At 61.5% G+C, this 26,125-nt stretch carries 25 protein-coding genes and 1 pseudogene; 10 read left to right on the top strand and 16 right to left on the bottom strand.

The genetic code is table 11. The features are described 5' to 3' along the window. Positions 1–27: 27 nt before the first annotated feature. Complete coding sequence (locus NKI46_RS21280; RefSeq protein WP_023743179.1) at positions 28–240, top strand: DUF3606 domain-containing protein; 213 nt, start codon at positions 28–30, stop codon at positions 238–240. 254 nt (positions 241–494) lie between these two features. Here the strand turns inward: NKI46_RS21280 and NKI46_RS21275 are convergent, their stop codons facing one another. From NKI46_RS21275 to NKI46_RS21210, 14 genes and pseudogenes are all read right to left on the bottom strand, one after another. After that, entirely contained in the window at positions 495–695 is a 201-nt protein-coding gene (locus NKI46_RS21275) for a hypothetical protein (RefSeq protein WP_156929821.1), read from the bottom strand. A 406-nt stretch (positions 696–1,101) separates the two neighbouring features. Continuing rightward, a pseudogene (locus NKI46_RS21270) lies at positions 1,102–1,397 on the bottom strand (Rieske 2Fe-2S domain-containing protein). A 27-nt stretch (positions 1,398–1,424) separates the two neighbouring features. Continuing rightward, positions 1,425–2,519, bottom strand: coding sequence for a fatty acid desaturase family protein (locus NKI46_RS21265; protein ID WP_352459445.1), 1,095 nt, complete (start codon positions 2,517–2,519; stop codon positions 1,425–1,427). Positions 2,520–2,627: 108 nt separating this feature from the next. Further along, on the bottom strand, positions 2,628–3,812 hold the full coding sequence (locus NKI46_RS21260) for an aldose 1-epimerase family protein (protein ID WP_352747781.1): 1,185 nt from the start codon (positions 3,810–3,812) through the stop codon (positions 2,628–2,630). A 10-nt stretch (positions 3,813–3,822) separates the two neighbouring features. After that, positions 3,823–4,605 carry an ATP-binding cassette domain-containing protein gene (locus NKI46_RS21255; protein WP_196814833.1) on the bottom strand — a complete coding sequence of 261 codons (783 nt, stop codon included), beginning with the start codon at positions 4,603–4,605 and terminating at the stop codon, positions 3,823–3,825. Beyond that, positions 4,602–5,606 carry an ABC transporter permease gene (locus NKI46_RS21250; RefSeq protein WP_352459463.1) on the bottom strand — a complete coding sequence of 335 codons (1,005 nt, stop codon included), beginning with the start codon at positions 5,604–5,606 and terminating at the stop codon, positions 4,602–4,604. The genes NKI46_RS21255 and NKI46_RS21250 overlap by 4 nt, the downstream gene beginning before the upstream one ends. A 61-nt stretch (positions 5,607–5,667) precedes the next feature. Continuing rightward, a complete protein-coding gene (locus NKI46_RS21245) occupies positions 5,668–6,609 on the bottom strand; it encodes a sugar ABC transporter substrate-binding protein (protein ID WP_023689426.1) in 942 nt (313 codons plus the stop codon). A 55-nt stretch (positions 6,610–6,664) separates the two neighbouring features. Then, positions 6,665–7,579, bottom strand: a complete 915-nt coding sequence (locus tag NKI46_RS21240; RefSeq protein ID WP_023739479.1) for a sugar phosphate isomerase/epimerase family protein — start codon at positions 7,577–7,579, stop codon at positions 6,665–6,667. A gap of 26 nt (positions 7,580–7,605) precedes the next feature. Then, entirely contained in the window at positions 7,606–8,703 is a 1,098-nt protein-coding gene (locus NKI46_RS21235; RefSeq protein ID WP_352459447.1) for a Gfo/Idh/MocA family protein, read from the bottom strand. Positions 8,704–8,738: 35 nt separating this feature from the next. Then, complete coding sequence (locus NKI46_RS21230; RefSeq protein ID WP_023740300.1) at positions 8,739–9,800, bottom strand: ABC transporter ATP-binding protein; 1,062 nt, start codon at positions 9,798–9,800, stop codon at positions 8,739–8,741. Between the two features lies 1 nt (position 9,801). Further along, positions 9,802–10,893 (bottom strand): ABC transporter ATP-binding protein, encoded by a 1,092-nt coding sequence (locus NKI46_RS21225; RefSeq protein ID WP_023740299.1) that lies wholly within the window; start codon positions 10,891–10,893, stop codon positions 9,802–9,804. After that, positions 10,890–11,846: a carbohydrate ABC transporter permease gene (locus NKI46_RS21220; RefSeq protein ID WP_023834197.1), complete on the bottom strand. Its 957-nt coding sequence runs from the start codon at positions 11,844–11,846 to the stop codon at positions 10,890–10,892. The genes NKI46_RS21225 and NKI46_RS21220 overlap by 4 nt, the downstream gene beginning before the upstream one ends. Further along, positions 11,843–12,703, bottom strand: coding sequence for a carbohydrate ABC transporter permease (locus NKI46_RS21215; RefSeq protein WP_352747776.1), 861 nt, complete (start codon positions 12,701–12,703; stop codon positions 11,843–11,845). Before NKI46_RS21215 ends, NKI46_RS21220 begins: the two co-directional genes overlap by 4 nt. 76 nt (positions 12,704–12,779) lie before the next feature. Next, positions 12,780–14,393, bottom strand: coding sequence for an extracellular solute-binding protein (locus tag NKI46_RS21210; RefSeq protein ID WP_352747773.1), 1,614 nt, complete (start codon positions 14,391–14,393; stop codon positions 12,780–12,782). A 354-nt stretch (positions 14,394–14,747) separates the two neighbouring features. Here NKI46_RS21210 and NKI46_RS21205 point away from each other — a divergent pair, with 354 nt between their 5' ends. The 4 genes from NKI46_RS21205 to NKI46_RS21190 all read left to right on the top strand — a co-directional run bounded on the left by NKI46_RS21205 (position 14,748) and on the right by NKI46_RS21190 (position 18,373). After that, on the top strand, positions 14,748–15,776 hold the full coding sequence (locus tag NKI46_RS21205) for a LacI family DNA-binding transcriptional regulator (RefSeq protein WP_023697399.1): 1,029 nt from the start codon (positions 14,748–14,750) through the stop codon (positions 15,774–15,776). A 415-nt stretch (positions 15,777–16,191) separates the two neighbouring features. After that, positions 16,192–17,082: an adenylate/guanylate cyclase domain-containing protein gene (locus tag NKI46_RS21200; protein WP_023731706.1), complete on the top strand. Its 891-nt coding sequence runs from the start codon at positions 16,192–16,194 to the stop codon at positions 17,080–17,082. A gap of 697 nt (positions 17,083–17,779) precedes the next feature. Next, positions 17,780–17,953: a winged helix-turn-helix domain-containing protein gene (locus NKI46_RS21195; protein WP_084014410.1), complete on the top strand. Its 174-nt coding sequence runs from the start codon at positions 17,780–17,782 to the stop codon at positions 17,951–17,953. A gap of 240 nt (positions 17,954–18,193) precedes the next feature. Beyond that, positions 18,194–18,373 carry a hypothetical protein gene (locus tag NKI46_RS21190; protein WP_031197092.1) on the top strand — a complete coding sequence of 60 codons (180 nt, stop codon included), beginning with the start codon at positions 18,194–18,196 and terminating at the stop codon, positions 18,371–18,373. A 276-nt stretch (positions 18,374–18,649) separates the two neighbouring features. On the opposite strand, the gene NKI46_RS21185 is transcribed toward NKI46_RS21190, so the two are convergent. After that, complete coding sequence (locus NKI46_RS21185; RefSeq protein ID WP_023749390.1) at positions 18,650–19,621, bottom strand: DMT family transporter; 972 nt, start codon at positions 19,619–19,621, stop codon at positions 18,650–18,652. Between the two features lie 137 nt (positions 19,622–19,758). Here NKI46_RS21185 and NKI46_RS21180 point away from each other — a divergent pair, with 137 nt between their 5' ends. From NKI46_RS21180 to NKI46_RS21160, 5 genes are all read left to right on the top strand, one after another. Continuing rightward, on the top strand, positions 19,759–20,373 hold the full coding sequence (locus NKI46_RS21180) for a CGNR zinc finger domain-containing protein (RefSeq protein ID WP_031198225.1): 615 nt from the start codon (positions 19,759–19,761) through the stop codon (positions 20,371–20,373). Positions 20,374–20,647: 274 nt separating this feature from the next. Then, positions 20,648–20,851 carry a CsbD family protein gene (locus tag NKI46_RS21175; RefSeq protein WP_023682266.1) on the top strand — a complete coding sequence of 68 codons (204 nt, stop codon included), beginning with the start codon at positions 20,648–20,650 and terminating at the stop codon, positions 20,849–20,851. Between the two features lie 169 nt (positions 20,852–21,020). After that, entirely contained in the window at positions 21,021–22,508 is a 1,488-nt protein-coding gene (locus tag NKI46_RS21170; RefSeq protein ID WP_023742796.1) for an ATPase domain-containing protein, read from the top strand. Then, positions 22,508–23,545, top strand: a complete 1,038-nt coding sequence (locus tag NKI46_RS21165; protein ID WP_023740290.1) for a sensor histidine kinase — start codon at positions 22,508–22,510, stop codon at positions 23,543–23,545. The genes NKI46_RS21170 and NKI46_RS21165 overlap by 1 nt, the downstream gene beginning before the upstream one ends. A gap of 581 nt (positions 23,546–24,126) precedes the next feature. Beyond that, a complete protein-coding gene (locus NKI46_RS21160) occupies positions 24,127–24,318 on the top strand; it encodes a DUF3606 domain-containing protein (RefSeq protein ID WP_084014408.1) in 192 nt (63 codons plus the stop codon). 13 nt (positions 24,319–24,331) lie between these two features. On the opposite strand, the gene ligD is transcribed toward NKI46_RS21160, so the two are convergent. Beyond that, positions 24,332–26,101: a DNA ligase D gene (ligD, locus tag NKI46_RS21155; protein WP_352459451.1), complete on the bottom strand. Its 1,770-nt coding sequence runs from the start codon at positions 26,099–26,101 to the stop codon at positions 24,332–24,334. Positions 26,102–26,125: the final 24 nt, after the last annotated feature.

Below are 26,125 nucleotides of genomic sequence, written 5' to 3'. Positions count from 1 at the left end.
GACGAATTGAGGTTGAAGGAGAAGATGATGACGGACAACAAAAGCGAGCGTGATTTTGGCGACAGGAACCGGGTCTCGTCCAACGAACGCAACGAACACTTCCATTTTGCCCAGCAGAACGGCATAACGCCTGAGCAGGCGATGGAGCTCATCATAGCCGCCGGGAATGACCGCGCCTCGTTGACCGCGGCTGCGAAGGAATTGAAATCAGTTTCCCGGGGCGGCTCGCTTACGGCATGAATCCGTCGCTACCGAAGAGGATCATGAACCTTCGAGAGTTTGAGTGTAGCATCATCCTGACGCACACGCGGAGCAGATCGAGCGTGAAAGTGACAATTCTACCCCTGCCCAACATGCGGAAAGCGCTGGAGGTTCGGGGCTGCGCAGATCGGCTATCGTCACCCCGAACCATAATCCACTCGAACGCGAGTCCTGGACGCACGGCGGACCGAGCCTACTTCCTGCCGTCGTTCAACAATAATCCCGCGCCGCAGTCAGCCAGCGAGATCGCCGTCGCCTGCCGGACGCGTGTCGGCTTCCAAACTGACAAACGCACCGCCTTTGTAGCGACGCTTTCCAGCCACGATCAGCTGCGCAGCTTTGCCGCGCTTGCTGCGCACCAATAAATTCCATCTCCTTCCCTCACACTGATCTTGCTCAGCGGTCGTTTTGCCGCTGCGGTAGGCGCTGTCCATCCGCTTCGATCGCGGTGGCGCCCAGTATCAACGCTGCCAGATCAAACCGCACAATCAGCACCTCAAAGCTGATCAGCAGAAGCAGCAGTGAATCAGGACCTCGTCGATCAGAGGCGGAAAGCCCAACTAAGAAAACCGCCGGCGGTGCCGATCTCGAAGAAATTCTAGTCCGCACGGTGAACAGGCTGGGGGCCGCATCGCGATATAGGGTTCAGCACAGCTCCAGCGGTACCGAGACGATCGACCCCTGCCCGCTCGGCGCCCCTCGGCCACGTCAATGACCAGCACGCGCAGCATGGTCAGCTGGCTTAGCCTTCATGGCGCAGATCGGCCACGGTCCGTCTCTTTCGGCTATGAAAACGTCACTCTGCTTTGCTAAACGCGGTGCTGGACCGGTTACCAAGCGTCAGATCTGGAGCATCACCTTGCCGGCCTCGACTCTCACCGGATAGATCGCGAGATTGACGCAGACCCGGCGCGCCCTTGGCCTGGCCGGCCGCAATTGAAGCGGCCAATATGCTTCAAGGCATTCGATGACGTCGCCGATCACCAGCTTTCGGCTAGATGCGCCTTCTCATGCGTCCAATATCCGTCGGTGGCGAAGAACTCGTCATCGGGCGAGCGGCAAACCGGGAGGATCGAAGCAGATGACATCCTCTTTCGAGATGTCGTCCACCGCGCACGCTTCATCCAGTCAGCCATCTCCGGCTCCGGCAAAATTCGCTATCGCTATTCAGCGGCCGCCGACATATCCACCTGGTGAAATTCGCCGCGATAGGGTCTGGCTGTCGGCGGCAATTTCCGCTCGAGATAAAAATCCTCATATTTCAGCTGTCGAAGCAGCACCGGCCAGACCTCGCGATAGGCATGCCACATCGACGGGTTCGGCACCGGCAGGTCGTGCTTGATCAGCTCGTGCAGTCTTGGCAGCGCATGATAGGGCACCATCGGGAACATATGGTGTTCGACATGGTAATTCATGTTCCAGTAGATGAAGCGGCTGACCGGGTTCATGTAGACGGTGCGCGTGTTCAGCCGGTGGTCGACGACATTGTCGGCCAGGCCGATATGCTGCAGCAACCCTGTCAGCACCATGTGCCAGCTGCCATAGAGGCGCGGCAGGCCGATCAGCACCAGCGGCAGCAGTGACCACGTGAACAACGCCAGCCCGACCGTCGCCGCATAGATGGCGACATGCCAGCGCGCAGCGATCACCGCCTTGTGCTGCTCCATCTCGGGGATATAGCTCTTCTCTTCATCGGACAGCTTGCCGAACGCCTGGCGCACCAGCGTCGGCAGCGAATAGCGGAAATCGAGAATACCGGTGAAGGCGAGCGCCGCCCGCAGCAGATCTGGGGGGCGCATGACGGCGATTTCGGCATCGCGGCCGACGATGATGGTATCGGTGTGATGGCGGGCATGGCTCCAGCGCCATTGCACTGGGTTGCGCATCAGCATGAAGCTTGAGATCTGGTAGACGACATCGTTCATCCAGCGCGTCCGGAACGCGGTGCCGTGGCCGCATTCGTGCCAGCGCGAGTCGCTCGACGAGCCGTAAAGCACGCCATAGACGAACAGGAACGGCACCACCCACCACGTGCCCCAGAACCATACGATGCCGGCGGCCGACACCAGGATCGCCGCGACCCAGATGATCGTGTCGCGGATCGCCGGCCCGTCGGAGCGTTGCATCAACTCCTTGATCGCCTTGCGCGGGACATCGGTGTGATACCATTCGGCCGAAGCCAATCCGGTCTCGATGGCGCGCTTGGTGCTTTCACCGACCAGGCTGTAGTCACGCATCCTGCTTGCCGTCATCGTCATCTCCGCTTTCCCGCTGCGCTCCGCAAGGGCCGCCTGGGGCCGGCCGGGCCGCGCCTGCTTCCGTATTCCGGCGCACTTCTCGCCCGCCGCGGCAACCGATCGTGCGTTTCAAGCCGGTCCCGCCTGCAGTCTCGCAAAAGCGCCCGACAGCGCAGGGTAGTCCTGTTGCGGCTGCCGGGCGATCGACGCTATCCTCGCTTCCGCTTGGGCGATCTGGCCGGCACCGTCGAGCACCCGGAACACGGCGTCATAGGAGCGGCTTTCGCCATGGTCCAGCCAGATCATCTCGCCCCGTTCGCGCGCGGCGAGATTGCCGAGAACATGATGCGTCGAGGGTTCGATTCCCAACGCATATAGGCCGGCCTGGAAGTTCTGCCACTGATAGGTGCAGGGCAGCTGATCCTTGCGGGTAACGACCTCGAAGCCGAGGCCCAGGTGATCATTGACGACGGCCACCGGCACCTCGCCCGCCGCATCGGCGCCAAGCTCGTGCTCCCAGACCTGCTCACTGAATCCCAGCTGCGGCGCCGGCACGGTTCGGTAGCCGACCTTCTGCGCCTCGTAGCGTTCGCCGGCGTGCGCCGCCCAGACGACATCTCGGATCGGCGCCAGGTAACGCGAACCCTCGTCGAGCAGGGGATGGCTGACATTGACGTGATAGAAATACATGTGCGGCGTGCGGCTGAAACCGTGATTGACGACGCGGTCCGACAGCCGGATCTCGGTGCCGCCGACATCGGCCTCGATGCGGCGCAGCAACTGGAGATCCTCGCCGAACACGGTTGCCTGCTGGACGATGCCTTCCGCCCACAGCACGCAGCAGTCGCCGTCCCAGGCCTCGCCGTAGCCGGTCAGCCGCGCCGGCACGGTGCCGATGCGTCCATGCAGCGAGTGCAATACCCGCTTGCGCCCGGGATAATTGTAGCTTTCGGCCGGCACGTCTTGCCGGCCCAGTATATGATCGAGGCCGCAGGTGACGAGCAGCCCCGAGAACGACCGGCCAAAGGCGAAACCGTCCTCCCCTTCATGCTCGTGCAGTCCGGGGTGGCGAAAGCCGCTCGGCGAATGCCAGCCGATCGCCTGGCCCCGGAAGTCGCAATCGGCGATATCAAGCGCCCGGTCGACCAGCGCCGTGAAGCGCAGGCCGGAGCCGGTGCGGAACTCGAGCATCCGGATGCCGCGCTCCACGCCGTCGCCGAGCGTCATAAGCCGCACACCGGCAAACTGCGATAGCATGCCGGACCGCTCGGCCACCTGCCTTCGCGACAGCGTCTTGCCGTAAAGCTCTACCATGCGACGTCCTTCACTTTGCCCTCGCCTCCTTGAGCAAGGCCGACATGTCGGCGCCGGTGATGATGCTTTCCACCGTCAACAGGTCGGTGTCGGCGACCGTCTGTTCCGCGACGATTTCGCCGCGGCGCATGACGATGATGCGGTCCGCGACCTGGAACACGTGGTGGATGTTGTGGGTGATGAGCAGCACCGAGTGGCCGGCGTCGCGCACCTCCTTGACGAAGCGCAGCACGCCGTGGGTTTCCTCGACTCCAAGATTGTTGGTCGGCTCGTCGAGTATGATCACCTTGGCGGCGAACTGCATGGCGCGCGAGATCGCGATCGATTGCCGCTCACCGCCCGAGAGCGTGCTAACCAGTGCATCGGCATCGAGCTTTTTCGAAATGCCGACCCGCTTCAGCAGCGCCGAGGCGGCGTTGCGAAGCTTGGCGAGGTCGAGGGGCGCGAACACGCCGAGCCAGCCGAAATTGACCGGCTCCCGACCCAAGAAAAGATTGCGCGCGATGCTGAGGTCCGGCGCGAGCGATGTGTCCTGATGGATAGTCTCGATGCCGAGGTCCATCGCGTCGCGCGTCGAGCGGATCGACGCCTTCTCGCCGCGCACGAAGATGTCGCCGTGGTCGGCCGGGAAGACGCCGGAGATCGCTTTGATCAGCGTCGACTTGCCGGCGCCATTGTCGCCAAGCAGGGCAACCACCTCGCCTTCGTTGAGGGTGAACGAGGCGTTCTTCAGCGCACGCACGTTGCCGAAGGACTTTTGCAGGTCTTGCAGACGCAGCACTTCCATCCTCAGCTCCTTGCGGCGTTCTTCTGCAGCAAAGCGTGCAGGATGAGCATGGCGAGGATGATGACGCCGACGAAGATGTTGTATGCCAAGCCCGGCACACCGATCAGCACGATGCCGTTGCGGATGGCGCGCAGCATCAGCGCGCCGACGATGGTGCCGAGGATGGTGCCGCGCCCGCCAGTGAGCGCCGTGCCGCCGACCACCACCATGGCGATCACTTCGAGTTCGTAGCCGGTGCCGGCCACCGGCGAGGCGGCCGAAATCCGGAACGCGCTGATCATGCCGGCCAGCCCGGCCACCACCGAGGTCAGGATGAACAGCCAGATCTTGACCGCGTCGGCCGGCACGCCGCGCGCCACCGCTGCGTTGCGGTTGCTGCCGATGGCGCTGATCCAGTTGCCGAGCTTGGCGTAGCGCAGGATGTAAATCGCCAGCAGCGACAGGCCGATGAACCACCAGAGCGAGGTGTAGAACCGGAACGAGCCTACATTGAAGCTGCCGGCAAGCAGCGTGACGAAGAAGCCGGGCTGGTCCCACGACTTCAGGGGGAATCCCTGCGTGATGTAGAGCGCCGCGCCGCGCACGACGAGCAGCATCGACAGCGTGACCAGGAACGAGGAAATGCCGATCTTGGTGACGATCAGCCCGTTGATGGCGCCGATCGCGATGCACAGCACAAGCCCGGCCAGGAGGGCGACGCCGATGTCGACACCGCCATTCTGCACCAGCAGCATCACCACGACGGGCGCAAGGCCGAACACGGCGCCGACCGACAGATCGAACTCGCCCGCCGTCAGCAGCAGCGTCATGCCGAGAGCGATGATGCCGAGCTCGGGCAGGAACGCCATCATGTTGGATATGTTGAGCGGCGACAGGAAGTTGCCGTCGGCGATGGCGAACACCACGAGCAGCACGATGAGGATGATGAGCGAGGAGAATTGCGGCGAACGCAGCAGCGCAGACCTGCCCTTCGCTCGCTGCGTGTCGTCGTCTGCTGTGATTGCCATATCTGTCAGGACCATGCGTTTCGTCCGGCGCCCGCCATTTCGGGGCGGGCGCCGATTGTCGTCACTTGTTGTAGAGTTTCAGGATCGGCTCGACGCTCGAGGCGTCGTAGAGGCTGAATGTGTGAATGTCGTAGCCGATCGGCTCGCCAGAGGCCGCAAGCCCGAGCAGCGCCACCGGCATGAAGCCCTGCGCCGACGGGTACTGCCAGGCCGCAGCATTGACGAAGCCGGACTTGACCGCCTCGGCCGTCTCCTTTGAGTTGCCCCAGCCGACGACCGGGACCTTGCCGGCCGACACACCGGCCCCGTCGAAGACGCGTTTGATGCTTGCTGCCACGGAATCGCCGAGTGCAATGATTGCCGGCGGATTGTTGGCGACCATGTAGTCGGTCATCTTGGCGATGATGCCGGCCGGGTCGGTGCCGCAATCGACCACGTCGTACTTGATGCCGAGCGGATCGAAGACGCTGGCGATGCCCTCGGTCTCGAGCTGCTGGTAGCTGGCGCCCGGCACTTCGACCGGCAGGAACACCTTGTCGCCCTGCTTCACCATCTTGTGGTCGACGAGATACTTGGCCCAGATGACGCCCGCTTCCCTGAGGTCGGCCCCGACATAGGCCTGCCGCCCGGTCGCCGGATCGTCGGTGTTGAAGAACACGATCGGTATGCCGGCGGCCTTGGCGGCCTTCACCTCCTCCGTCCACAGGCCGGGCTGAGCCGAGGTGGTGGCGATGCCGTCCGGCTTGGCGGCGAGCGCCGAGTTGAAAGCCTCCTTCTGCGCCGCCATGTCGCCGCCGCTGAACGAGATCTTGCAGGTCACCTTGAGCTGGTCGCAGGCCTTGGTCGCGCCGGCATTCCAGTCGATCCAGAACGCGTCCGAAGGGCCACCATGCGACAGCAGATAGAAGGTCTTCTGGCCGTCCTGCGCGAATGCCGGCAGGCTCAAGGAGACCCCGGCCACCAGCGTTGCCGCGGCAGCCACTTTCAATGCGAATTTCAACATTCATTCCTCCCTTGGTTGGAGTTGCGCCGCCATGCGCCGGCGGCGCAACCGGCGCTCACAGGCCGTTGGCGCGGAACTTCCCGTCGAGGAATTTCTTCGCGCGCGGCACGTCGTCTTCCGAGAGATGCTCGATGATGACCGGGATGTTTGGGTGCTTTTCCGCCAGCCGCTGCAGATAGAGATCGTAATTCAGCGATCCCAGCCCGGGCGCCGGCAGCTCGATCTCGCCGACGCCGCGGAAGGTGTGGCTCTCCATCGCATCCTCGTCGCCGATGTCGGCATGCTTTTCCGACTTGTCGCTGCCCGAACGCTTGACGTCCTTGGCATGCGCGATCTTGATCTTGTCGGTCAGCGTATCGAACACCTGGTTCAGGATCTGGTCCATCCTGTCGATGTTGTGGGTTTCGAAATAGTTGGTCGGATCCATCAGCAGGCCGAGGCCGGGATGGTCGACCTGGGCGAACATCTTCACCGTCTCCTCGACCGAGCCAACGACGTTGTTGACGTAGGTCTCGAGGAGGAAGACCGCGCCATGGTCATAGGCGGTCTGGGCAAGCTCGGCGATCACCTTGCGGCATTCCTCGAATCCTTCCTCGGTCTTGTTCTTCGGGTGATGCACCCAGTCGGATTCGGTGTTGTAGGTACCGGTCTCGGAGATCACGTAGGGCGAGCCGAAGCTGCGGGCGTTGCGAATGATCTCCTTGAGATAGCCGACGCGCTTGTCGCGCTCGGATTTGTCGGGATGGATGATGTTGGTGTAGCCCGACACGCAGCAGATCGGCAGGTTGTTGTCGCGGAAGACGTCGCGCACCTGCTTGGCCTTTTCCTCAGTGATCTGCCCGGCCGACAGATCGATATCCCTAAAATGCAGGTCGAGCTGCACCGTGTTGAAACCGAGCCCGCGGATCTTCTTCGCCGTCTCTTCGAGGCCGTACGGGAAATAGCCGGTGAAAATACCTGCCTGCATCATGATGTGAATTCCTCCCTGTAAGCGATTCAGTTGACTGAGTTTATCGATATCTCGGAAAGCTTGACCGTGCGGCCCTCGTCGATCGAGCGATAGCCGGCCTCGACCAGCGCCATCGTCTTGACGTTGTCGGCCACCGATAATGCCGGCGGCGCGCCTGTCTTCACCGCATGCTGCAATTGCTCCATCACGCCGATGAAGGCATGCGGGAACCACATCGTGTCCCAGCTCGGGCTGACCCATTCGCCGCCGGTCGTCTCGGTCGAGGCATAGGTCAGCGTCGAGGCAGCGCCTTTCGGCCAGCCGATCGTGCCTTTGGCGACACCCTTGGTGCCGTCGACGCGCCAGTTGATGTGCTGGTCGTCCAGATAGCCCTCCTGGCGCGGTCCGCACCAGACATCCTCCAGCGACACGGCGAGCACGCCGGAGGGAAAGCGCAGCGTCGAGACGGTGATGCCGTCGCTATGCTCGAATGTCGTGCGCGGGTCCTTGCGTGTCAGCGTGGTGATTTCCGAGGGATCGCCGAACAGAAAGCGCAGCACGTCGAGATGATGCACGCTCATATTGGCGAGCGTCAGCCGGTCGTAGTCCTGAAGGAAAGTCTGCCAGTGCGGGATGGCATGCATGTCGATCTGCGCGAAGACGATGTCGCCCAGCGCGCCGCTGTCGATGATCTGCTTCAGAACGCGCATCGACTGGTCGTAGCGCATGTTCTGGTTGACCGAGAGGATCTTGCCGGACTTTGATGCTTCGTCGCGCAGCTTCACGGCTTCATCGACCGACAGCGCCAGTGGCTTCTGCGCCAGGATCGCCTTGACGTGGCTCTGCTTCAGCGCATGGCGGATCAGCGCCGGCTGCTGGTCGGGCGGAAAGGCAAGGTCGACGATCTCGACCTCAGAATCCTCGATCAGCTGTTCCGGCGTGTCGTGCACGGTCGGGATGTCCCAACGCGTGGCGACCTTCTGCGCATTGGAACGGGTCCGCGAGGCGATCGCCATCACGTTGAACCCCGCTTCGCGATAGGCTGCCAGATGGCACTCGGCCATGATCATGCCGGCGCCGATGCAGCCGATACGGTATTCTTTCGTGCGGACCTTCACGTCCGGCTCGAAGCCTTCGCTCGCCATGTCTTCCTCCCGCAATTCTGTTTTCGCAGCCGCGATCATCTCGCCAACGCGCCTCCGTCCTGCCCGAAATAATGCACCCGGGCCGGCTCGCAGGATATCGCTACCGCCGCATCCGGCCTGATGTCGGGCTGGCCGCGCAGCAGCGCCTTCAGCCGCGCCTCTCCGGCGGCGAGCGTTACCACCGTGTAGCCGCCAAGCGGCTCGACCTCGAACACGCGTGCCGGGCGGCCAACGCCCCCGTCGACCCAGGGCCGGACCTGGATGTCCTCCGGCCTCAGCCCGATTTCGATCGCGTCGGCCGGAGCAGCGCGATCGGCGATGCTGACCGTGCCTTCTGCGGCCTCGATGCCACCGTCGCCGCGAACGGATTTGAGGATGTTCATCATCGGCGAACCAAGCAGTCGCGCCACATAGGTGTTCGCCGGGCGGTCGTAGATCTCCGCCGGAGCGCCGATCTGCCGGATCCTGCCATTCTCCAGAATGGCGATGCGGTCGGCGATCGACATCGCCTCTTCCTGGTCATGGGTGACGTAGATCAGCGTCTTGCCGAGTTCGCGCTGGATGCGCTTGAGCTCGACGCGCGTTTCCTCGCGCAGCCGCGCATCGAGCGCAGAGATCGGGTCGTCCATCAGATAGGCGTTCGGGTCGCGCACCAGGGCGCGGGCTATGGCCACGCGTTGCCGCTCGCCACCGGAAAGCTGCGCCGGCGGCTTGTGAAGGATGTGGCCGATATGCAGCTTGGCGGCGACGTCGGCGACACGCTTTTCGATCTGGGCCTCGGCGACCTTGCGCTCGACCAGCGGGAAACGCACATTGTCGCGCGCGCTCATATGGGGGAACAGCGCCAGGTTCTGGAACACCATGGCGACATTGCGCTCGGCCGGCGAGACGGTGTTGACCGGTTTGCCGCCGATCAGGATCTCTCCGGCGTCAGGCGTCTCCAGCCCGAGCACGAGGCGCAGGATTGTCGATTTGCCCGCCAGCGGCGGCCCGAAGAAGCAGAAGAATTCGTTGTCATTGACGGTGAACGAGGCGTCGTCGACGGCGAGCGCCGTGCCGTAGCGCTTGCTGACATTGCGAAAGACGATATCGGCCATGTCAACCTGCCTTCATCGCAATGCCGCTGCGGGCATCGAAGACACGCACGGACGATGCCACGGGGGCGACGACGGCAAGCTCGCCGATCGACAGTCCGACATTATTGTCGAACACCGCCTTCACGGCGGTCTCGCCATCGCCGAGATGGACGATGGTCCTCGCGCCGATCCGCTCGACGAAGCTCACCGGCATGGCGAGGCCGTGCCCGCTCTGCACCAGCGACACCTGTTCGGGCCGAAAGCCGTAAAGCACCTCGGAGCGCGATCCGCGCAAGGTGGCGGCCAGCTCGTCCGGCAGCGTCGGCGTGACCCCCAGCGGCCCGAGATCGACCACCAGACCCCGATCGCTCTCCGTCGGCCTTCCCTTCAGCAGGTTCATGCCCGGGGCGCCAATGAAGCGTGCGACGAAGACGTTGGCCGGATTGTTGTAGACTTCCAGAGGCGTTCCCACCTGCTGCAGCACGCCGTGATCCATGACGGCAATGCGGTCGGCCATGGTCATGGCCTCAAGCTGGTCATGGGTGACGTAGACCATCGTCTGCCTGAACTGGCGCTGCAGCTGCTTGAGCTCGGTCCGCATCACCGCCCGGAAGGCGGCGTCGACATTGGACAGCGGCTCGTCGAGCAGAAAGATCGCCGGCTCCATGATTGCAGAGCGCCCGATCGCCACCCGCTGCAGGATGTTGACCGAGAGCCGGTCGGCCTTGCGGTCGAGCAGCGGCGTCAACTGCAGCAGCTCGGCGGTGGCGCCGACGCGGCGGTCGATCTCAGCTTTCGCCGCACCGCGCATCCGCGGCCCATAGGCAAGGTTCTGGCGCACCGTCATGTGGGTGAAGATGGCGTAGTTCTGGAAAACGAAGCCGACGCCGCGGCGGCCCATGGGCACGCCGGCCATGTCGCGCTCGCCAAACAGGATCTTGCCGCTGGTCGGCTCTTCCATGCCGGCGATCATGTTCATCGTCGTCGACTTGCCGCAGCCCGAAGGCCCGAGCAGCGCCATGAACTCGCCATCGGCGACATCGAGATCCATGGTCTTCAGCGCCGTGAACTCGCCAAAGGTCTTGACCAGGTTGCGCAGCTGGATCGCGCTCATGCCGGCACCAGCCTTGCCCGCGCCATGCGCTTCATGGCGAATACGGCCACGATCGAAAGCACGACCAGGATGGCCAGCGCGATCGCCGCCACATAGCCCCAGATCAGGTCCTGCGTCGTGACCTTGTAGATGTAGACGGAGATCGTCTCCGTGGCGACGCCGGGGCCGCCGCCGGTCATGATGTAGAGCGTGTCGAAGATCTTGAAGTTCTCGATGACGCGGATCGCCAGCGCGATGATGATGATCGTCTTCATCTTCGGCAGCACGATGGTGACGAAGCGCTGCCACGGGTTGGCGCCGAGCAGGGTCGCCGCCTTGATCTGGTCCTGCGGCACGCCGACCAGGCCGGCAAGCAGGATCAGGAACATCAGCGGCGTCCATTGCCAGATATCGGCGATGATCACCGCGATCAGCGCCAGTGTGGGGTCAGACAGCCAGGCGATGGTGACGCGGGAACCGCTGAGTGCCGACAGGATGTCGTTCAGCGGCCCGCCCGACTGGAACAGCATGAAGAACATGTAGCCGGCCACCGCTGGAACCACCATCATCGGCATCAGCAGGATCGAATAGAAGATCCGCTTGCCCGGAAAATCGTCCGCGAACAGCGTCGCCAATGCCAGGCCAAGCAGGAATTCGACGGGCACGCACACGACCATGACGATGGCCGTGCGCCTCAGCGCGCTCCAGAAGCGCGCATCGGCGGCAAGGTCGGTGTAGTTGGCGAAGCTGTTCCACATCTCCCATGCGTTCCACCAGCCGAGGCCGGAGAGCGGCGACCAGTCGGTGACGCTGATGTAGAGCTGCATCAGCAGCGGGAAGACGGAGATGAAGAGCACCAAAACCTGCGCCGGCAGCGTCAGCCGGAATCCCAGCCGCGCTCCCTCGTCCCGCAGCGCGGGCTTGCCAAGCGCGGCCTTTGCGTCCTTTGAGACAGTCACGGTCACCGCGCTCATTGCTTGAGCGCGCCGAACGTCAGTCCGCGCACCAGATGGCGCTGGATGGCGATGCCCATGATGACCGGCGGCACCGCGGCGATAAGACCGAGCGCGGCCTTGGCGCCATAGAGCTGCCCGGTCATCGAGGAGGACAGCGAGGCCATGTAGACGGGGATCGTCACCCATTCACGCGTCGTCAGAAGCAGCGCGATCAGATAGTCCGACCAGTTGAGGATGAAGACGAAGAGGGCGGCGCTGGCTAGCGGTGCGCGCATCATCGGCAGCGTGATGCGTGTGAAGACGCGCAGCCGCGAACAACCTTCGACAAGCGCCGCTTCCTCGATCTCGCGCGGCATGTCGTCGAAGAAGGTCTTCATGAGCCAGAAAGCGAATGGCAGGGTGACGATGCCGTAGATCAGCGCCAGGCCAAACCAGCTGTCGGTGAAGTTGAGAAAGGCCCACATGATCATCACCGGGATCATCACCGCCATCGGCGGAAACAGCCTGAGCTGGATCAGCGCCAGCGGCAGGTTCTGGCCTGAGCCGAAACGCGACAGCCCGTAGGCCGCAGCCGTGCCCGCCGACATTGCGATCGCCGTGCCGAACACCGCCGACAGCAGCGACGACAGGATCGGCTTCAGCGCGGTGCGGTCGAGCGCCACGATCAGATTGTTGTTGGATTCACCGAAGACGAACTGGAAATTGCCGAGCGTCGGGTTCTTCGGCCACCATGTCAGGTCGGCGCCGGTCGCCGACCAATCGGCGATCGGCTTGAAGGCCATCGACACCATCCACAGGATCGGTACCAGCGTCACCGCCATCGCCGCGAAGATCGCGGCGTAGCGGAATATCTCGAAGGGGACGGAACGCTTCATCTGGCTGCTTTGCTGGTGGCGTTGACTGCGGCGGGGAGGAACAGATGCTCCTCCAGCGCTGATCCAGGGAGACGGATCAGCTGATCGGGTCGAGAACAGTCGGCCAGGCCTCCTTGTTGGTCCTTATGGCTTCAAGCAATTTGTCCTCGCCGATGCGGCGGGCGATCTTCTTCCACTCCGCTTCCGTGTCGGCCATCGCCTGTTCCGCCGTCTTGGCCTTGGTCAGCGACGCCATCAGGTTTTCGTCCAATGCGTTGTGGAAGGCGGTGGCGCCGGGATAGTTGATCGTCGGCACCGTGCGGGCGACGGTCTCGCGCACCACGTCGATGTGGTAGGCGTGGTAGGTCTGGCGCACCAGCGGATCGGAGAAATCCGAGAGCCGGAACGGATCGAGATAGCCGCCCGGATTGGCGCTCATCCAGGCATAGATGCGGGCGGAGCCCAGCCACTGCAGCAAGAGGTAGGCGACCTCCTGGTTTTTCGACTGAGACGAGACCATGCCGGTCAGCGAGAACCACAGCACGGAACGGCTGATCAGCTTGCCGTCGACTTCGCGGCCGGGCGGCAGCATCGAGCCGATCTTGCCGGTGACGGCGGAATCCTTGTTGCCGGCATTGTCGAGGAATTTCGGCAGGTTCGAGAAGGCGCAGGTCATCGCCGCGCCGCCCTTGGCGAAATTTCCATACTGCTCCGGCCAGCCCCAGGAGATCGCGTCCGGCGAGTGATGAACGAGCGAGCCGACATATTCGTTGGTGGCGGCAATGCCGTGCTCGGAATTGATCAGCGGCTTGCCGTCGTCGCCGAACAGGAACTGGTTGGGCGATGCCATCGAGACATAGCGCTGATACCAGTTGGTGTAGCCCCAGCCCTGGTTGCGCAGGTCGGTGGAGCCGAACAGGCCCTTGTCGGGCCGCTGGAAGAAGCCCGCGATGTCACTGTGCTGCTTCCAGGTCTTCGGCGGCGCCAGATCGTAGCCGAATTTGTCCTTGAACGCCTTCTGCTCGGCGGCGTCGCCGAACAGGTCGGTGCGGTAGACCCAGGTCTGGAAGTCGCCGTCCAGCGACACGCCATAGTTGGACCCGCGATATTTGTTGAGCAGCGACACGCCCTTGGCGCCGTCGACATAGCCTGTCTTGGGATCGTCCCATTCGGGCTTGTACTGGGCGACGAAGTCGTCGAGCTTGGCGATGCCGCCGGTCTCGGCAAGGTCGCCGAGGCGGTTCCATTCCGTCGAGTAGATGTCATAGGCCCCACCCTTGGTGGAGATGTCCTGCATCGTCTTGGTGAATTCCTGGCCGTTCGGCAGGCCGACGATCTCAATCTGGATGCCGGTTTCCTTTTCCCACAGCTCCTTGATCGACGGCGCACCCGCCGGGAAAGGCTGTGTGAGTTGACCAATCGAGCCATCCGACAGGCCAAGCACGATCTTGGCCGGCGCCTTGCCTGCTCCCTTCAAGGCCTTGGCCGCCTCAACGGCACGGCCTTCCGGCGTGTCGGCGCCATATTGATAGCGCTCGGCGCCCTCGAAACCGGTGGGGCCGCCTACCATGCCTGGCGCCAGCGCGTCGGCCGCAACGGCACGGCCGGGACGGATGAATTGCGGTGCGATACCGGCCGCAGCCACGAACGCCGCCGCCTTTCCTCCGGACGTCAGCAATCGGCGTCGCGATATGCGGATCAGATCAGACATTGGAATTCCTCCCTCAGGCCCGATGTTTCCTCCACGAGCCCATTGAGGGATATTGACGGCAGCACCGGAAGGCTGTCAACATCATAAATACTCAAAATACATCGTAACACCGCAACTGCGGAGAAAATACGTCATGCAAAGGTCGACACACCGGCTCAATGCCTCGATTTGATGGGAAATCTGCCTTTCTGGCACGCGACTATCACGCCGGGCGACGCGATTTAGCCCAACCTCCTTGCGCATCGGCTTAGGCTGGATACATCATTTCCCATCAGAATCGCTGATGGCTGGCAGCTGTGGCGTCGGACGGGCTAGCGGCATTGTGCGATCTTATGCATTGAGGAGATGAAGACGGTGCGTTCCACCTTGACTGACATAGCCCGGGAAGCCGGCGTTTCCGCCGCCACCGTCGACCGCGTGCTGAACAACAGGCCCGGTGTGCGGGCGCGCACGCGTGAGATAGTGCTCGAAATGGCGCAGCGCCTCGGCTACATCGCGGAGGGCCCGAACGGAGCGCCGCCCAGGCCCTCACCTGGAGAGGTCATCCGTCTCGACTTCGCTCTGCCGGCCGGCACCAATTCCTTCATCAAGATGCTGCATCGACACATCGAGGCGCAGGCCTTGGCGCGCCCCGATCTCGACGTCCACATCGCCACCATAGAGGGCTTCAACCCCGACCGGCTCGCCCGCCTGCTGCAAGAATTGCGTGGACAGACACAAGGCGTCGGCGTGATCGCGCTCGATCATCCGACGGTGCGCGAGGCGATCCGCTCGCTGTCGGCCAATGACGTCAAGGTGGTGACCATCGCCTCCGACATCCTGCATGTTCCGAGAGTGGCCTATATCGGCATCGACAACCGCGCCGCGGGGCGGCTGGCCGGCTATCTGCTCAACCGCTTCATGGGGTCGGAACGCCCAAGCAAGGTGGCGCTGTTCGCCGGCTCGCTGTCCTATCGCGGCCATGAGGAACGCGAAATGGGATTCCGGCACATCTTGACCGAGGAGTCGCCCAATCTCGAGATCGTCGAGATGCGCGAAATGCTGGATGACCGAGAGAAGGCTTATTCGGAAGCATCAGCGCTTCTGGACCGGCACCCCGATCTTGCCGCGATCTACAATGTCGGCGCCGGCAACACCGGCATCGCTCGGGCGCTGAAGGAGCGTGGACGCGCCAAAGACATTCTCTTTCTCGGCCACGAGGTGACAGACGGCACCAAGGAACTTTTGTTGGATGGGACGCTCGATGCGGTCATAGATCAAAATCCGCGCGTCGAGGCGCGGGAAGCGCTCAACATTTTAAGCCACTCTGTCAGGCACCTGAACTATGAACCGCATCAACCACGACTTCAGGTGATCTTCAAAGAGAATATACCTGAAATCTGATCAATGGATCCGTGATCTTATCGCAAAGCACGGCGTTGGCGTCGCCACCGGTCCCAAATACGAACGAGAGCCCGAATGATCTCGTCAAAGCCGCCGATCTGGCACTATTCCGTGCGAAGTCGGAGGGCCGAGATCGGGTCGTGGTTGATGGTGCATGAGAAGGCCGTCGCCCGTTGCAACTCGGTCAGCCTTTCCGAACCTAAAAAGACCAAGTCCACTCATAGCACCGAAGTCGCGAACGATTGGGGCGAAGAGGGTTCTGGATGTCGGCACGAAGCCGACGAATGGCATACGCCCGTCCGTCCGCGACGATCACCTGAGGCATCGCCCCGGCCCAGGCGCACGAGCAGATATGTCGCAGGCAACCTCGTGTGTTATACACGCACGCTGACTTTTTGGGTCGGACACGAGATCGATGGACCAGGAAACGCTTCTTGCCGCAGTCCTCTTAGCTGATGTCGTGGGCAGCACGCCACTCTATGAGCGGATCGGAGACGATGCCGCTCTACAGCAGGTCTCGGATTGCCTGGACACGATGCGCGAGATTGTCGCCAAGCACCGTGGTGATTTCATTTACTCGAAAGGGGATGACATACTCAGCCTCTTCGAGAGCCCGGAAATGGCGCTGAGGGCCGTCTGCCAAATTACCCATCAACTGACTAAAGGGCCGTTGAGCGCCCGTATCGGATTGCATTTCGGGGCGGTCATTCGGGCGCGGGGCGCGATATTCGGTGACGTTGTCAATGTCACCGCAAGGTTGTCCACCACGGCGAACCCCGGAGAGGTGCTGATCAGCCAGAGCTTCTGCGAAGCCCTTTCCCCGAGAAGCCGCAAGGGCCTGCGGCTCCTCGACAAAATGGCCTTGAAGGGGAAGCAAGAGTTCTTCGATGTCTATACCCTGTGGAGCGACGATGGGGCCCCCGGTACGCAGATCACCAGCCATGGCGCCACTACAGATAGACGCTCGGTCCTGCCGCGGCAGATTCATCTGGTCATCCGCTACAGAGATCAGCTGCGATCCTGTCGAAACGGCGAATCCGTGACAATCGGCAGATCGGCGGAATGCGACATCATCGTCGAGCGGCCCTGGGTATCGAGGCGCCACGCCGCCTTCACCATATTGAATGGCAGAGCTCGGCTTCTCGAACGAAGCTCTTCGGGCACATTTGTGTCCATGGGACTCGGCCATGAAGTATTCGTACGCCGTGAAGATATTATCCTCTTCGGCTCCGGCGTCATCTCGCCTGGAGTGAAGTCGGCACTCGACGAAGCCCAGCTTCTTCACTACGAAATTGTCTCGGATTGACCCGGCCCGGATACTAGCTCGACCGGTTTCGAGCTGGTTCGCTGGCGCCTCAATGTCGCGCCGTACTCTTTGACAGCCATTGGAATCGACCGTTCACAAATGTGCCAAGGCCAATCCAGGAACGTCTGCTCTCGAAGTTGAACTGCGAAGAGCTGACTTCCGTTTCCCTCGCTGAGTTCGACGGAGCCGCGGCCGGTGCATCTCCCTCGCAGGATGCGGAGTTCTACCTGCTCCGAGGCCACATTCTGCAGGTGGATGGTTTCGGCAGCAAGCTGGCCCGCTCGATCGATGACGCGCTAGGTCTTGCCGCGAAAAGGCCGGTGCGTGGGAATTGTGCTGGACTGTCGGCCAGACAATGAGCTGGCGACGGGGAGCGGCCGGCTGAAGCGGGATGCCCGGACCAATTCCCTGCCCTGTGTCGCCTTGATATCCCCAGGCGCTGAAGGTCAGCACAGGCTGTTGCAGCCCGGGTCGACGAACGCTTCATCAGACCATTTGCGCCGCAATAGCTCCTCGACCACCTGCGAAGGCTCGCGATTGGGCTACCGTCACGAAATTGGCGCAGAAGCGCAGACCACTGACATATCGCGACGTCGAGATGGAGCTCGATACCACCGTGTTTGCAGCACCGGGGAAAATTCCTCTTGGGCCGATCGAGTTCAAGTTGCTGCGCCACATGGCTCGAGAATCCTGAAAGGTGATCAGCCGTGATGAATTCATCGCAGCTGGCTGGTCGCAGAAAGCCAGTGTGAGCGCCCAGGTGGTCGACGTTCACATGAGCCAGTCGCGAAAGTTGTTGAAGCAGTCGTCGCAGAGTTGCCATTCGCACCGTGCGGCTTGCCGGCTATTCTCTCGGGACACTGCGGGCTGACAATCTCGGCGGTTGGGTTCAGAAAGGTCGCTGCGTGACGCCGCAAGGGGACCAACGCGATGGGAAAGGTCTTGGCAGCTAGGGGACTTAACGCCACCGACATTGCAGCCGTGGCGCTGCTCTAATCGAGAGAAAGTCTGGGCGTATAGAACAAGCGACATGAGCATGTCGGATTGTTTGCATTCAAACGACCTTTGCGACGTTATCCGTGCCTTCGCCTTGCTGGTGCCGGAGGAAATCATGACGTCGCCCGACAATTCGGTCGAACTCGTTCGCGACAAGAAGTGGACGGTCCGCGTCACCGCCTACGGCAGCACCCTGACGTTTCCGTTCGAAGCCGAAAGCTATGCACGTTCTTATGCCGATGGTCAGGCATTCCGTCTCGGGGTTCAGGTGGCGGAACTGAAGCGATGCGGCTGACAGTTTGTCGACGCGTTGGCGGATAGCCTGCATCGCCATCGGAACGAATAAGTCGCTGATTGCAGCCTCGCGATTTTTCCATCAAATCCCGCCTGCAATCTTGACAGCAACTCGGCAAAATCCCTCGCCGACTAGTGTTGTCGTATGGGCTGGAGCTTTCCTCGCCGCCGGTGGTAGGCGGGATACGCTGCCGGGAGAGCCCTCTTTTCGCATAGACGAGAACCTTGTGCTTTTCCATCTCAAGGCTGATTGGCGGCTGGATGCGCGCGCCGTCTTTCATGTTCTGCCATCGGCCCGCGCGGAGCGTGGAATCAACGGCGGGGAAGCGGATGATGTTTCCTGTTTGCGCTCGCGTAGCGCAAGAAACGCTGCGAAGAGCATGATAGCCATGCCGATGATGTCGATCAGGCTAACCTCCTCGCCGTAGGTGATGATGCCAAGCACGACGGCAATCACGGGTGAGACGAAGGCAAATGCTCCGGCGCGCGAGGCGCCGATTTCGTGCAGGAGCCGGATAAAGAGTGTGTAGCCTATGAACGAACCAAACAGCACGAGGAACAGCCACCCGGCCCAGGCCGGCCAGCCCCAATCGCCTTTTAGAGCCGCGGCCGCGCCTGGCTCCACAACGAGTGAGATGAGAATTAGGAATGCGCCCCCGAAAAGGGTGGTGAAGCCGGCGATGAAGTCCGATGAATATACCTCAAGAAGCGGCCGCGCGAGCACCGAACCCCATGCATAGATTACAGCTGCCGACGCCACCGCTGTCATCGCCAGCAGCCGGAGCCCCCTGCCCTGCTGGTCTGCGTGTGTCCAACTAGCATAGGCTTCGGGCTCGAACAGGACGCACAGACCGGCCGCACCGAGCAAAATCGCAAAGAGCCTGCGGCCGTCATAGCGTTCGTCCCCCAGAAGCAACGCAAACCCAAGCAGCGTGACGGGGGTCAGCGAAAGCTCAAGAACAGCCGCGGTGCCCGTATCGATGTAGAGCATGCCCCAAAAGAGTGGGCCATAGCAAAGCGGAATCATAAACAACGTAACAACGAAAAGGCGCGGCCAACTCCTTTTCGCCACCCGTGGTAGAGCAGCGCCCCTTAGGCGCGTCGCACTGAGGATCAGCAAGCCGGCTACTGTAAAACGCGTGCCTGCGAACATCAGAGGCGGCACGGTGGCGATCCCTGCCTTGATACCGATCCACGTGGTGCCCCAGATCACACATAAAACCAAAAATGTCGCTGTGTTGCGGTTCATCGGAAGCAGCCTTCGCTGGGCGTTGTTGGTTCGTCGTAACGGCCAAAAGACGTTTATTTCGTTACAACGGCCTCTTGCCAATACGGTTCCGCCAACCGATGTTTTCGGGGATGGATTGTGCGAAGACTATCGTCGACATGCGCATGGTTGGCGGTCACGCCTGCCTGGACTTCGTCAACACGGTCGACGCGCGACGCGATGTATGGGGCCCAGACCTCTTGCAGACCTATGCCGACCTGGTCGTCTGGGCTGGACGTGCCGATTTGATCGACGTCGATGAGGCGCGAGCACTGCTCGCGGAGGCTTCCGCCCGCCCGCTCCTTGCGGAGGCGGCATTGGAAAAGGCCAAGATTTTGCGCGAGGCCGTTTACGCGGCTCTCCAGGCCGAGGCGGCAGGCGCCCGGGTGCCGGACGATGCCTTGCAAATCGTGCGCGATGCAGTCGCCCTAGCCCTGCCGAAGCGCTCGCTTTTCCCGTCCGGCGACCGCCTCGCTTGGCAGTGGACCGACGCAGCCAGTCTGAACACGATCGGCCACCGCGTGGCCTTTGAGACAGCCGAGTTTTTGGTGTCCAGGAATGACCGCCGCCGCGTGCGCGAGTGCACCGGGCCGAACTGCGGTTGGCTTTTCATCGACACCTCGCGTGGCGGGCGCAGGCGGTGGTGCTCGGATGAGAGCTGCGGCACACGCAGCCGGGTAAGGCGCTTCAGGGCAAAAGCCGCAGGGAACATGGCTCCCAACAGCAAGAATTAGTATCTGACGCCAGGCTTGGATGACCAACGCAGCATAGTTGGCTTCACGCTATCCCTGTCGCTGTTTGTCCAACGAAGCTGGTCTCGCGAGCGACTGTGGCCAAGACTGTGGAGAACACAGCCGGCGCGGCAAGCCAATCATCGCGTTCCAGAGCGGGTTGCTTCGGGGCCGCCTACCTCGCCACGCTTCGATCGGTCGATCTGCTCAAACTTGACGGGAACTCCGGTAGCGTTACGGCGTTTTTCTCAGTCCGAAACAAACAAGGATAGGTGCCATGGACTGGAACCGTGTCGAAGGCAATTGGAAGCAGGTAAAGGGCAAGGTCAAGGAACAGTGGGGCAAACTCACAGACGATGATCTGGACCGTATTGCCGGTAACCGCGATCAGTTGGAAGGCAAGATTCAGGAGCGCTACGGCATTGAGAAGGACCGCGCTCAGCGCGACATCGATGACTGGTATGGCCGGCAAGGCTGGTAGGTCGCCGGTTCCAAACTGAACTTGAAAAAGGGCTCCGAGAGGTACGGCGCCCTTTTTTGCTGCGCTTCTGTCGCCTTTTCGTCTCACGACAATAGCGCTCACCGAGAGACGTGGAACCGCCAAAGGTGCCCGTCGTTATCTGGTTCTCGAAATTACATTGGGGGATTAGTTGGACAGAGACGACGCCTCAGCGATCGCAACTGGAGTTAGCGGGCTCGACTACATTCTTCGTGGCGGCTACGCCAGGAACCGCTCCCATCTCATCGAAGGGAAACCAGGTTCTGGAAAAACCACTCTTGGCCTCCAGTTTTTGATCGAGGGCGCCAAGAAAGGCGAGACATGCCTTTACATCACTTTGTCAGAAAGCAAGCGCGAACTGCTCTCGGTTGCTGGCCGTCACGGCTGGGACCTGAAGGGGGTGCAAATTCTTGAACTTGTGCCGCCGGAGCTCAGTTTCGATCCGGCGCAGCTACAGACATTGATCCATTCCTCGGAATTGGAACTCGGCGAAACCGTGCAGTCTGCCATGGCCGAGATCGGACGCGTCAGACCCGATCGCGTGGTGTTCGATTCGCTCTCTGAAATTCGACTTTTATCGCAAGGGTCACTGCGGTATCGGCGCCAGGTGTTGGCATTGAAGAGCTTCTTCATGCTCAACAATGTGACGGTGCTTATGCTCGACGACCTGACCGCTGAGCAGGATGATCTCAATTTGCATTCGATCAGTCACGGCGTCATTCGGATGGAGCAGCTGTCGCCCGTCTATGGTGGAGAGCGCCGGCGGCTACGCGTGATCAAAATGCGCGGCGTGCAGATCCGGGGCGGCTTTCACGATTTCGTCATTCGCCCAGGCGGCGTTATCGCCTATCCGCGGCTCGTTGCAGCCGAGCATGAGGTGGCCGAGCATGATACGCCGGCCATGAGCAACAACCGGATCGACACCCTGCTTGGCGGCGGGCTGGCCCGTGGTACCAGCACGATGCTGATGGGGCCGTCTGGCGTTGGCAAGTCTACCATTGCCTGCACCTATTGCTATGCCGCACTCGAGCGTGGCGAGCGTGTGCTGGTGCTGTTGTTTGACGAGACAAAGCGCATCTTCTTGGCGCGCGCCGCCGGGCTCGGCATGCACCTGGAGCCGTTTGCCGAGGACGGCACGCTGATGCTTGAATCTGTCAATCCGGCTGAGCTTTCACCAGGCGAATTGTCTTCGCGCATCCAAGCGGCCGTCGAAGAATCCAATGTGCGGATCGTCGTGATCGACAGCCTAACTGGCTATCTCAATGCCATGTCCGAAGAACAACATCTGGTGCTTCAGATGCACGAGATCCTCACCTATCTCAATCAGAAGGCAGTGGCGACGATCCTGCTGTTGGCCAATCACGGGCTGTTTGGGCAAACGGCAGCGCCGGTCGACATGACCTATCTCTGCGATTCCATCATGCTTCTGCGCTTCTTCGAGAACGCAGGTCAGTTGAGACGCGCGATTTCCGTTGTCAAGAAACGTGTCGGCCCCCACGAAGAGACGATTCGTGAGTTTAAAATCGGCGGTAACGGCGTGGCCGTAGGTGAGCCACTGGAACAATTCCGCGGCATCCTGATGGGATCTCCGGAATTTGAAGGCAAGCCGACAGACCTTCTGAGGGATAAGGCGCTGTGATGTCGTCCAGCCCCGCCGTTCTCGTGCTGGCGCCGCTTGGCCGTGACGCGAGGATCGCGGCCTCCATCCTGGCTACAAACCAGATTGCCTCGCGTGTGTGCGGCAGCTTGGAAGAGGCAGTGCAGCTTCTCGACGAGGCTCAGTGCCTTGTCGTGGCCGAGGAGGCCCTGCTCAGTTCCGATCGAACGCAGTTTGCGGCCTGGCTTGAAGCCCAACCCGCATGGTCGGATTTTCCGATCGTGCTTCTGACGATGCGGGGGAACGAAGTCGACACGCGGATGGCATTTCTGGACCGCTATCTGATCGTGCTTGAACGGCCATTTCTGGCTTCGAGCCTCGCCAACTCGGTGCGCTCCGCCTTGCGTGCCCGCGCCCGCCAGCGTGAGGTCCAGTCCTACATCGAACAGAAGCGGGAGGTCGCCGATCGGCAGAAATTGCTCATCCGCGAGCTGCATCACCGCGTCAAGAACACGCTGGCCAACGTTCGCGCCATGATGGGCGCGACGGCCAAGTCGAGCGGCAACGTCGATGATTTCGTACGCGATTTTTCAGCCAGGCTCGTTTCCCTGGCCCAGACCCATTCGATGCTTACCGACGATTATTGGCAGACTGCCTCCCTGCACAAGCTGCTCGAAAGCGAGCTTGACCACTATGAGACGCGCGACAGGCCGCGTATCGTTATGGAAGGCCCGAACGTAGCGCTAGTCGCCGACATTGCGGTCCCCGTCGGGATGGCTTTCCACGAACTGGCCTCCAATTCGTCGAAGTTTGGCGCGCTTTCGCAAACGGGAGGCCGCCTTGATGTCCGCTGGTCGTTAGGCGGGTCCGGCGATACACAGATCGTCAATCTTGACTGGCGGGAACGAGATGGGCCGAAAGTAGAGCAGCCCAGTCGCCGGGGGTTTGGCACGACACTTCTGGAAAAAGTCGTGACCGTGCAATGCAACGCAAAGATCGAATTGAACTACCATCGTGACGGCTTGCAGTTCACCATGGCCTTGCCGTTGCGAAACACGCGCCTTGTGCCGGCTTACTGAGCGGCAACGGAAAGGCAGGCTGGGCGCCGCGATAGGGATTAACTGAGCGTCACTCGGCAGGCTGGTCTAGCGCTCTGGCCGAGCCATCAGTTCCGAAAAGACCGCCTCTCGATCTCCCATATGCCTCTGCAACATTGCGAGAGCTCCGGCGTGGTCTATGCGGCCGACCTTGGTGATGAAGTCGAACACGTGCCGCGGCACTGTGACCCGGGTCATGCGTCCTAGACGAAACTTTGGGCTTTCCCGGAGCGCAGCTTTGTCGCCTTCGTGGTCACCCCCCGCCATTTTGCTCACGATCCTCGTTGATAGCCCGGATGCGCATCTGAACCATCTGCGACCCGTCGGGGTTCCGACTGGCGTCGTAAAAAAACAAGAGGCCCGCAGGCAGGCTCGATCGACGGTCAGCTATCCCGAACAGCAAACGAAATCACCCTCGCCTTTGGCCAACCAACTTTCGCCAGATCACTTTCGCAATGCCTGCGGCCCCAGTACGGTCGGACAGCCCGCGCCTCTGGCGGCCGAAGTGAGGCGCCGGGAACATACAACGTCGGTCGTTGTTTCTCTGATCAGGAGGAAAGATAATGGCAGACGATAAGAGCAAGCGTGATTTTCGAGATCGCAATCGTGTACCAGTCGATGAAGATTATGAGGTTCGCTATTTCGCCAAACAGCATCGTATCACGCCAGAACAGGTCCGCGAGCTAATCAGAGAACACGGCAACGACCGGAAGAGGCTCGAACGCGAGGCAAGAAAACGGGCTGATATCGGCTGATGGTCGCGACGCATCACGCGGCTTTTCGACGAGCGGGTCTGAAAGGCTGCGCGAGCGTGAAAACGTCTGGCCGGATGCCCGCCTCGACTTGCTTCCATGTGACCGGGTGGGCAATTGGGAAGCCGGGCCGCGCTCGCGGGGAAAAAGCGCCTATTGCGGTATTGCCCCGTCCGTTGCGGAGATAGTCGAGAAAGATCCGGCCTCCTCGGGCTGCGGGGTCAGCTGACAACAGGTATCGGTCAGGATCGGTATCAACCAGACGGTGGGCGAGCGACTTGGCCAGTTTCCGGGCGCTGTCATGGGTCATCTTCGCAACGAGCGGGGCCATCAAGTGGATGCCTTTGCCGCCAGTGACCTTTGGCCAGCTCTCCAAGCCTGCCGCTTCCAAGATGCCCCGTAGCGCCAGCGTGGCCTCGATCACAGCGTCCCATGGCACGCCTTCTCCGGGATCGAGGTCGAGGACGAGCCGGTCCGCATGTTCGATGTCTTCAATCGTCGCGTTCCAAGGATGAAGCTCAACGGCATCCATCTCGACCAAGCCAAGCAGACCATCCATGTCATCTATCCATACCCGAATGCCTTCGCCGCCTTCGCGCTTTTGAACGCGGAGCTGGTGCACGGACGACGGTATCCGAGGTAGCGGTCCCTTGTGATAGAAGGTTGCGCCGGAGGCGTGGCGGACCAGCTTCAGCGGTCGCCGAACCAGATGAACTAGAGCTTGATCAGCGACCCGGCGCCAATAGTCTGCCAGCTCTTCCTTGGAAGGTGCAACCGCATCGGGTAGCAGCTGGAGAATGTTCTCGCGCGGGACGCCGTGTTGTCCTTCCGACCTCCGCTTGGAGGGCGATGGAGGCTTGGGCGGGATTGCCTTAAGATCCTCGCGTAGTCCCTTGAAGACCGCCTCCCGCAAGATGCCGCGGTCAGACACGCCACTGAATTGTACCTCGGCAAGAACGTCTGGTTTGACCCATGTCGCCTTGGGCTTCTTGATCGGCTCCGACAGCGGTGACTTGGCGACAACAAGCGGATTAAGCCGCTCCCTAACGCGCCGGGCTGCGTCCAGCGTATAGCCGGTCTGGGCCTTCCCGGCATAAAGCAGCCGGTCGCCCTCTCGCCTGCCGATGTACAACGATGCGATGCGGCGCGGCTGCGCGCCAAGTTTCTCGACGAAAGCCACGATTGGAAAAGTGTCGCTCTTGACACATTTGACCTTGACCCAACTGGTCTGGACGCCCGAGCGGTAGTGAGCATCCGCTCGCTTCGATACGATTCCCTCTATGCCCATCCGGCAGGCATGGTCGAACATATCCTTGCCGTTCACCTCCAGATGCTCGGCATAAGTCAGGGTTGGCTCGGTTTCGGTCAGCAGCTTCTTCAGCGCAGCCTTGCGCTTCACTAACGGTTGTTCCCGTAGATCACGGCCATCGAGGTACAGGAGGTCGAAAGCGTAGAGAGTCATCCGCAGCGAACTTGGGTTGCCCAGCTCACGTTCCAGGGCTTGATAGTCCGGCAGGCCGGTGTCGCCCAGGACGACAGCTTCACCATCGATGATAGCGGATTTGACCGGCAAGCTTGCCGCGGCCTGAACAATCCTCTTGTAACGGTGGGACCAATCGTAGCCGCGACGCGTGAATGCTCGCGCCTTTCCGCCTTCAACGACCAGCTGCGTCCTGTAGCCGTCATATTTGATCTCGTGAAGCCAATCTCCGCCTTCGGGAGCTTTCTCGACCAGTGTGGGCGATTGGAACTCAATGAACGAAAGCCGGTCAATGGCACTGGTCATATGCTCGCGACTCCAGGAATCGCG

Origin of the sequence: Mesorhizobium sp. M0615, assembly GCF_040320805.1 — a bacterium.
Taxonomy (GTDB): Bacteria; Pseudomonadota; Alphaproteobacteria; order Rhizobiales; family Rhizobiaceae; genus Mesorhizobium.
Note: the sequence above shows the minus strand (reverse complement) of the source record. Positions and strands in the feature narration are given on the sequence as shown.

What these genes read in the sequence shown, in the direction of transcription:
- NKI46_RS21280 (WP_023743179.1), top strand. Translation starts at nt 28, where the DNA reads ATGACGGACAACAAAAGCGAGCGTGATTTTGGCGACAGGAACCGGGTC.
- NKI46_RS21275 (WP_156929821.1), bottom strand. Translation starts at nt 695, where the DNA reads ATGGACAGCGCCTACCGCAGCGGCAAAACGACCGCTGAGCAAGATCAG.
- NKI46_RS21265 (WP_352459445.1), bottom strand. Translation starts at nt 2,519, where the DNA reads ATGACGATGACGGCAAGCAGGATGCGTGACTACAGCCTGGTCGGTGAA.
- NKI46_RS21260 (WP_352747781.1), bottom strand. Translation starts at nt 3,812, where the DNA reads ATGGTAGAGCTTTACGGCAAGACGCTGTCGCGAAGGCAGGTGGCCGAG.
- NKI46_RS21250 (WP_352459463.1), bottom strand. Translation starts at nt 5,606, where the DNA reads ATGGCAATCACAGCAGACGACGACACGCAGCGAGCGAAGGGCAGGTCT.
- NKI46_RS21245 (WP_023689426.1), bottom strand. Translation starts at nt 6,609, where the DNA reads ATGTTGAAATTCGCATTGAAAGTGGCTGCCGCGGCAACGCTGGTGGCC.
- NKI46_RS21240 (WP_023739479.1), bottom strand. Translation starts at nt 7,579, where the DNA reads ATGATGCAGGCAGGTATTTTCACCGGCTATTTCCCGTACGGCCTCGAA.
- NKI46_RS21235 (WP_352459447.1), bottom strand. Translation starts at nt 8,703, where the DNA reads ATGGCGAGCGAAGGCTTCGAGCCGGACGTGAAGGTCCGCACGAAAGAA.
- NKI46_RS21230 (WP_023740300.1), bottom strand. Translation starts at nt 9,800, where the DNA reads ATGGCCGATATCGTCTTTCGCAATGTCAGCAAGCGCTACGGCACGGCG.
- NKI46_RS21225 (WP_023740299.1), bottom strand. Translation starts at nt 10,893, where the DNA reads ATGAGCGCGATCCAGCTGCGCAACCTGGTCAAGACCTTTGGCGAGTTC.
- NKI46_RS21220 (WP_023834197.1), bottom strand. Translation starts at nt 11,846, where the DNA reads ATGAGCGCGGTGACCGTGACTGTCTCAAAGGACGCAAAGGCCGCGCTT.
- NKI46_RS21215 (WP_352747776.1), bottom strand. Translation starts at nt 12,703, where the DNA reads ATGAAGCGTTCCGTCCCCTTCGAGATATTCCGCTACGCCGCGATCTTC.
- NKI46_RS21210 (WP_352747773.1), bottom strand. Translation starts at nt 14,393, where the DNA reads ATGTCTGATCTGATCCGCATATCGCGACGCCGATTGCTGACGTCCGGA.
- NKI46_RS21200 (WP_023731706.1), top strand. Translation starts at nt 16,192, where the DNA reads ATGGACCAGGAAACGCTTCTTGCCGCAGTCCTCTTAGCTGATGTCGTG.
- NKI46_RS21190 (WP_031197092.1), top strand. Translation starts at nt 18,194, where the DNA reads ATGACGTCGCCCGACAATTCGGTCGAACTCGTTCGCGACAAGAAGTGG.
- NKI46_RS21185 (WP_023749390.1), bottom strand. Translation starts at nt 19,621, where the DNA reads ATGAACCGCAACACAGCGACATTTTTGGTTTTATGTGTGATCTGGGGC.
- NKI46_RS21180 (WP_031198225.1), top strand. Translation starts at nt 19,759, where the DNA reads ATGCGCATGGTTGGCGGTCACGCCTGCCTGGACTTCGTCAACACGGTC.
- NKI46_RS21175 (WP_023682266.1), top strand. Translation starts at nt 20,648, where the DNA reads ATGGACTGGAACCGTGTCGAAGGCAATTGGAAGCAGGTAAAGGGCAAG.
- NKI46_RS21165 (WP_023740290.1), top strand. Translation starts at nt 22,508, where the DNA reads ATGTCGTCCAGCCCCGCCGTTCTCGTGCTGGCGCCGCTTGGCCGTGAC.
- NKI46_RS21160 (WP_084014408.1), top strand. Translation starts at nt 24,127, where the DNA reads ATGGCAGACGATAAGAGCAAGCGTGATTTTCGAGATCGCAATCGTGTA.
- ligD (WP_352459451.1), bottom strand. Translation starts at nt 26,101, where the DNA reads ATGACCAGTGCCATTGACCGGCTTTCGTTCATTGAGTTCCAATCGCCC.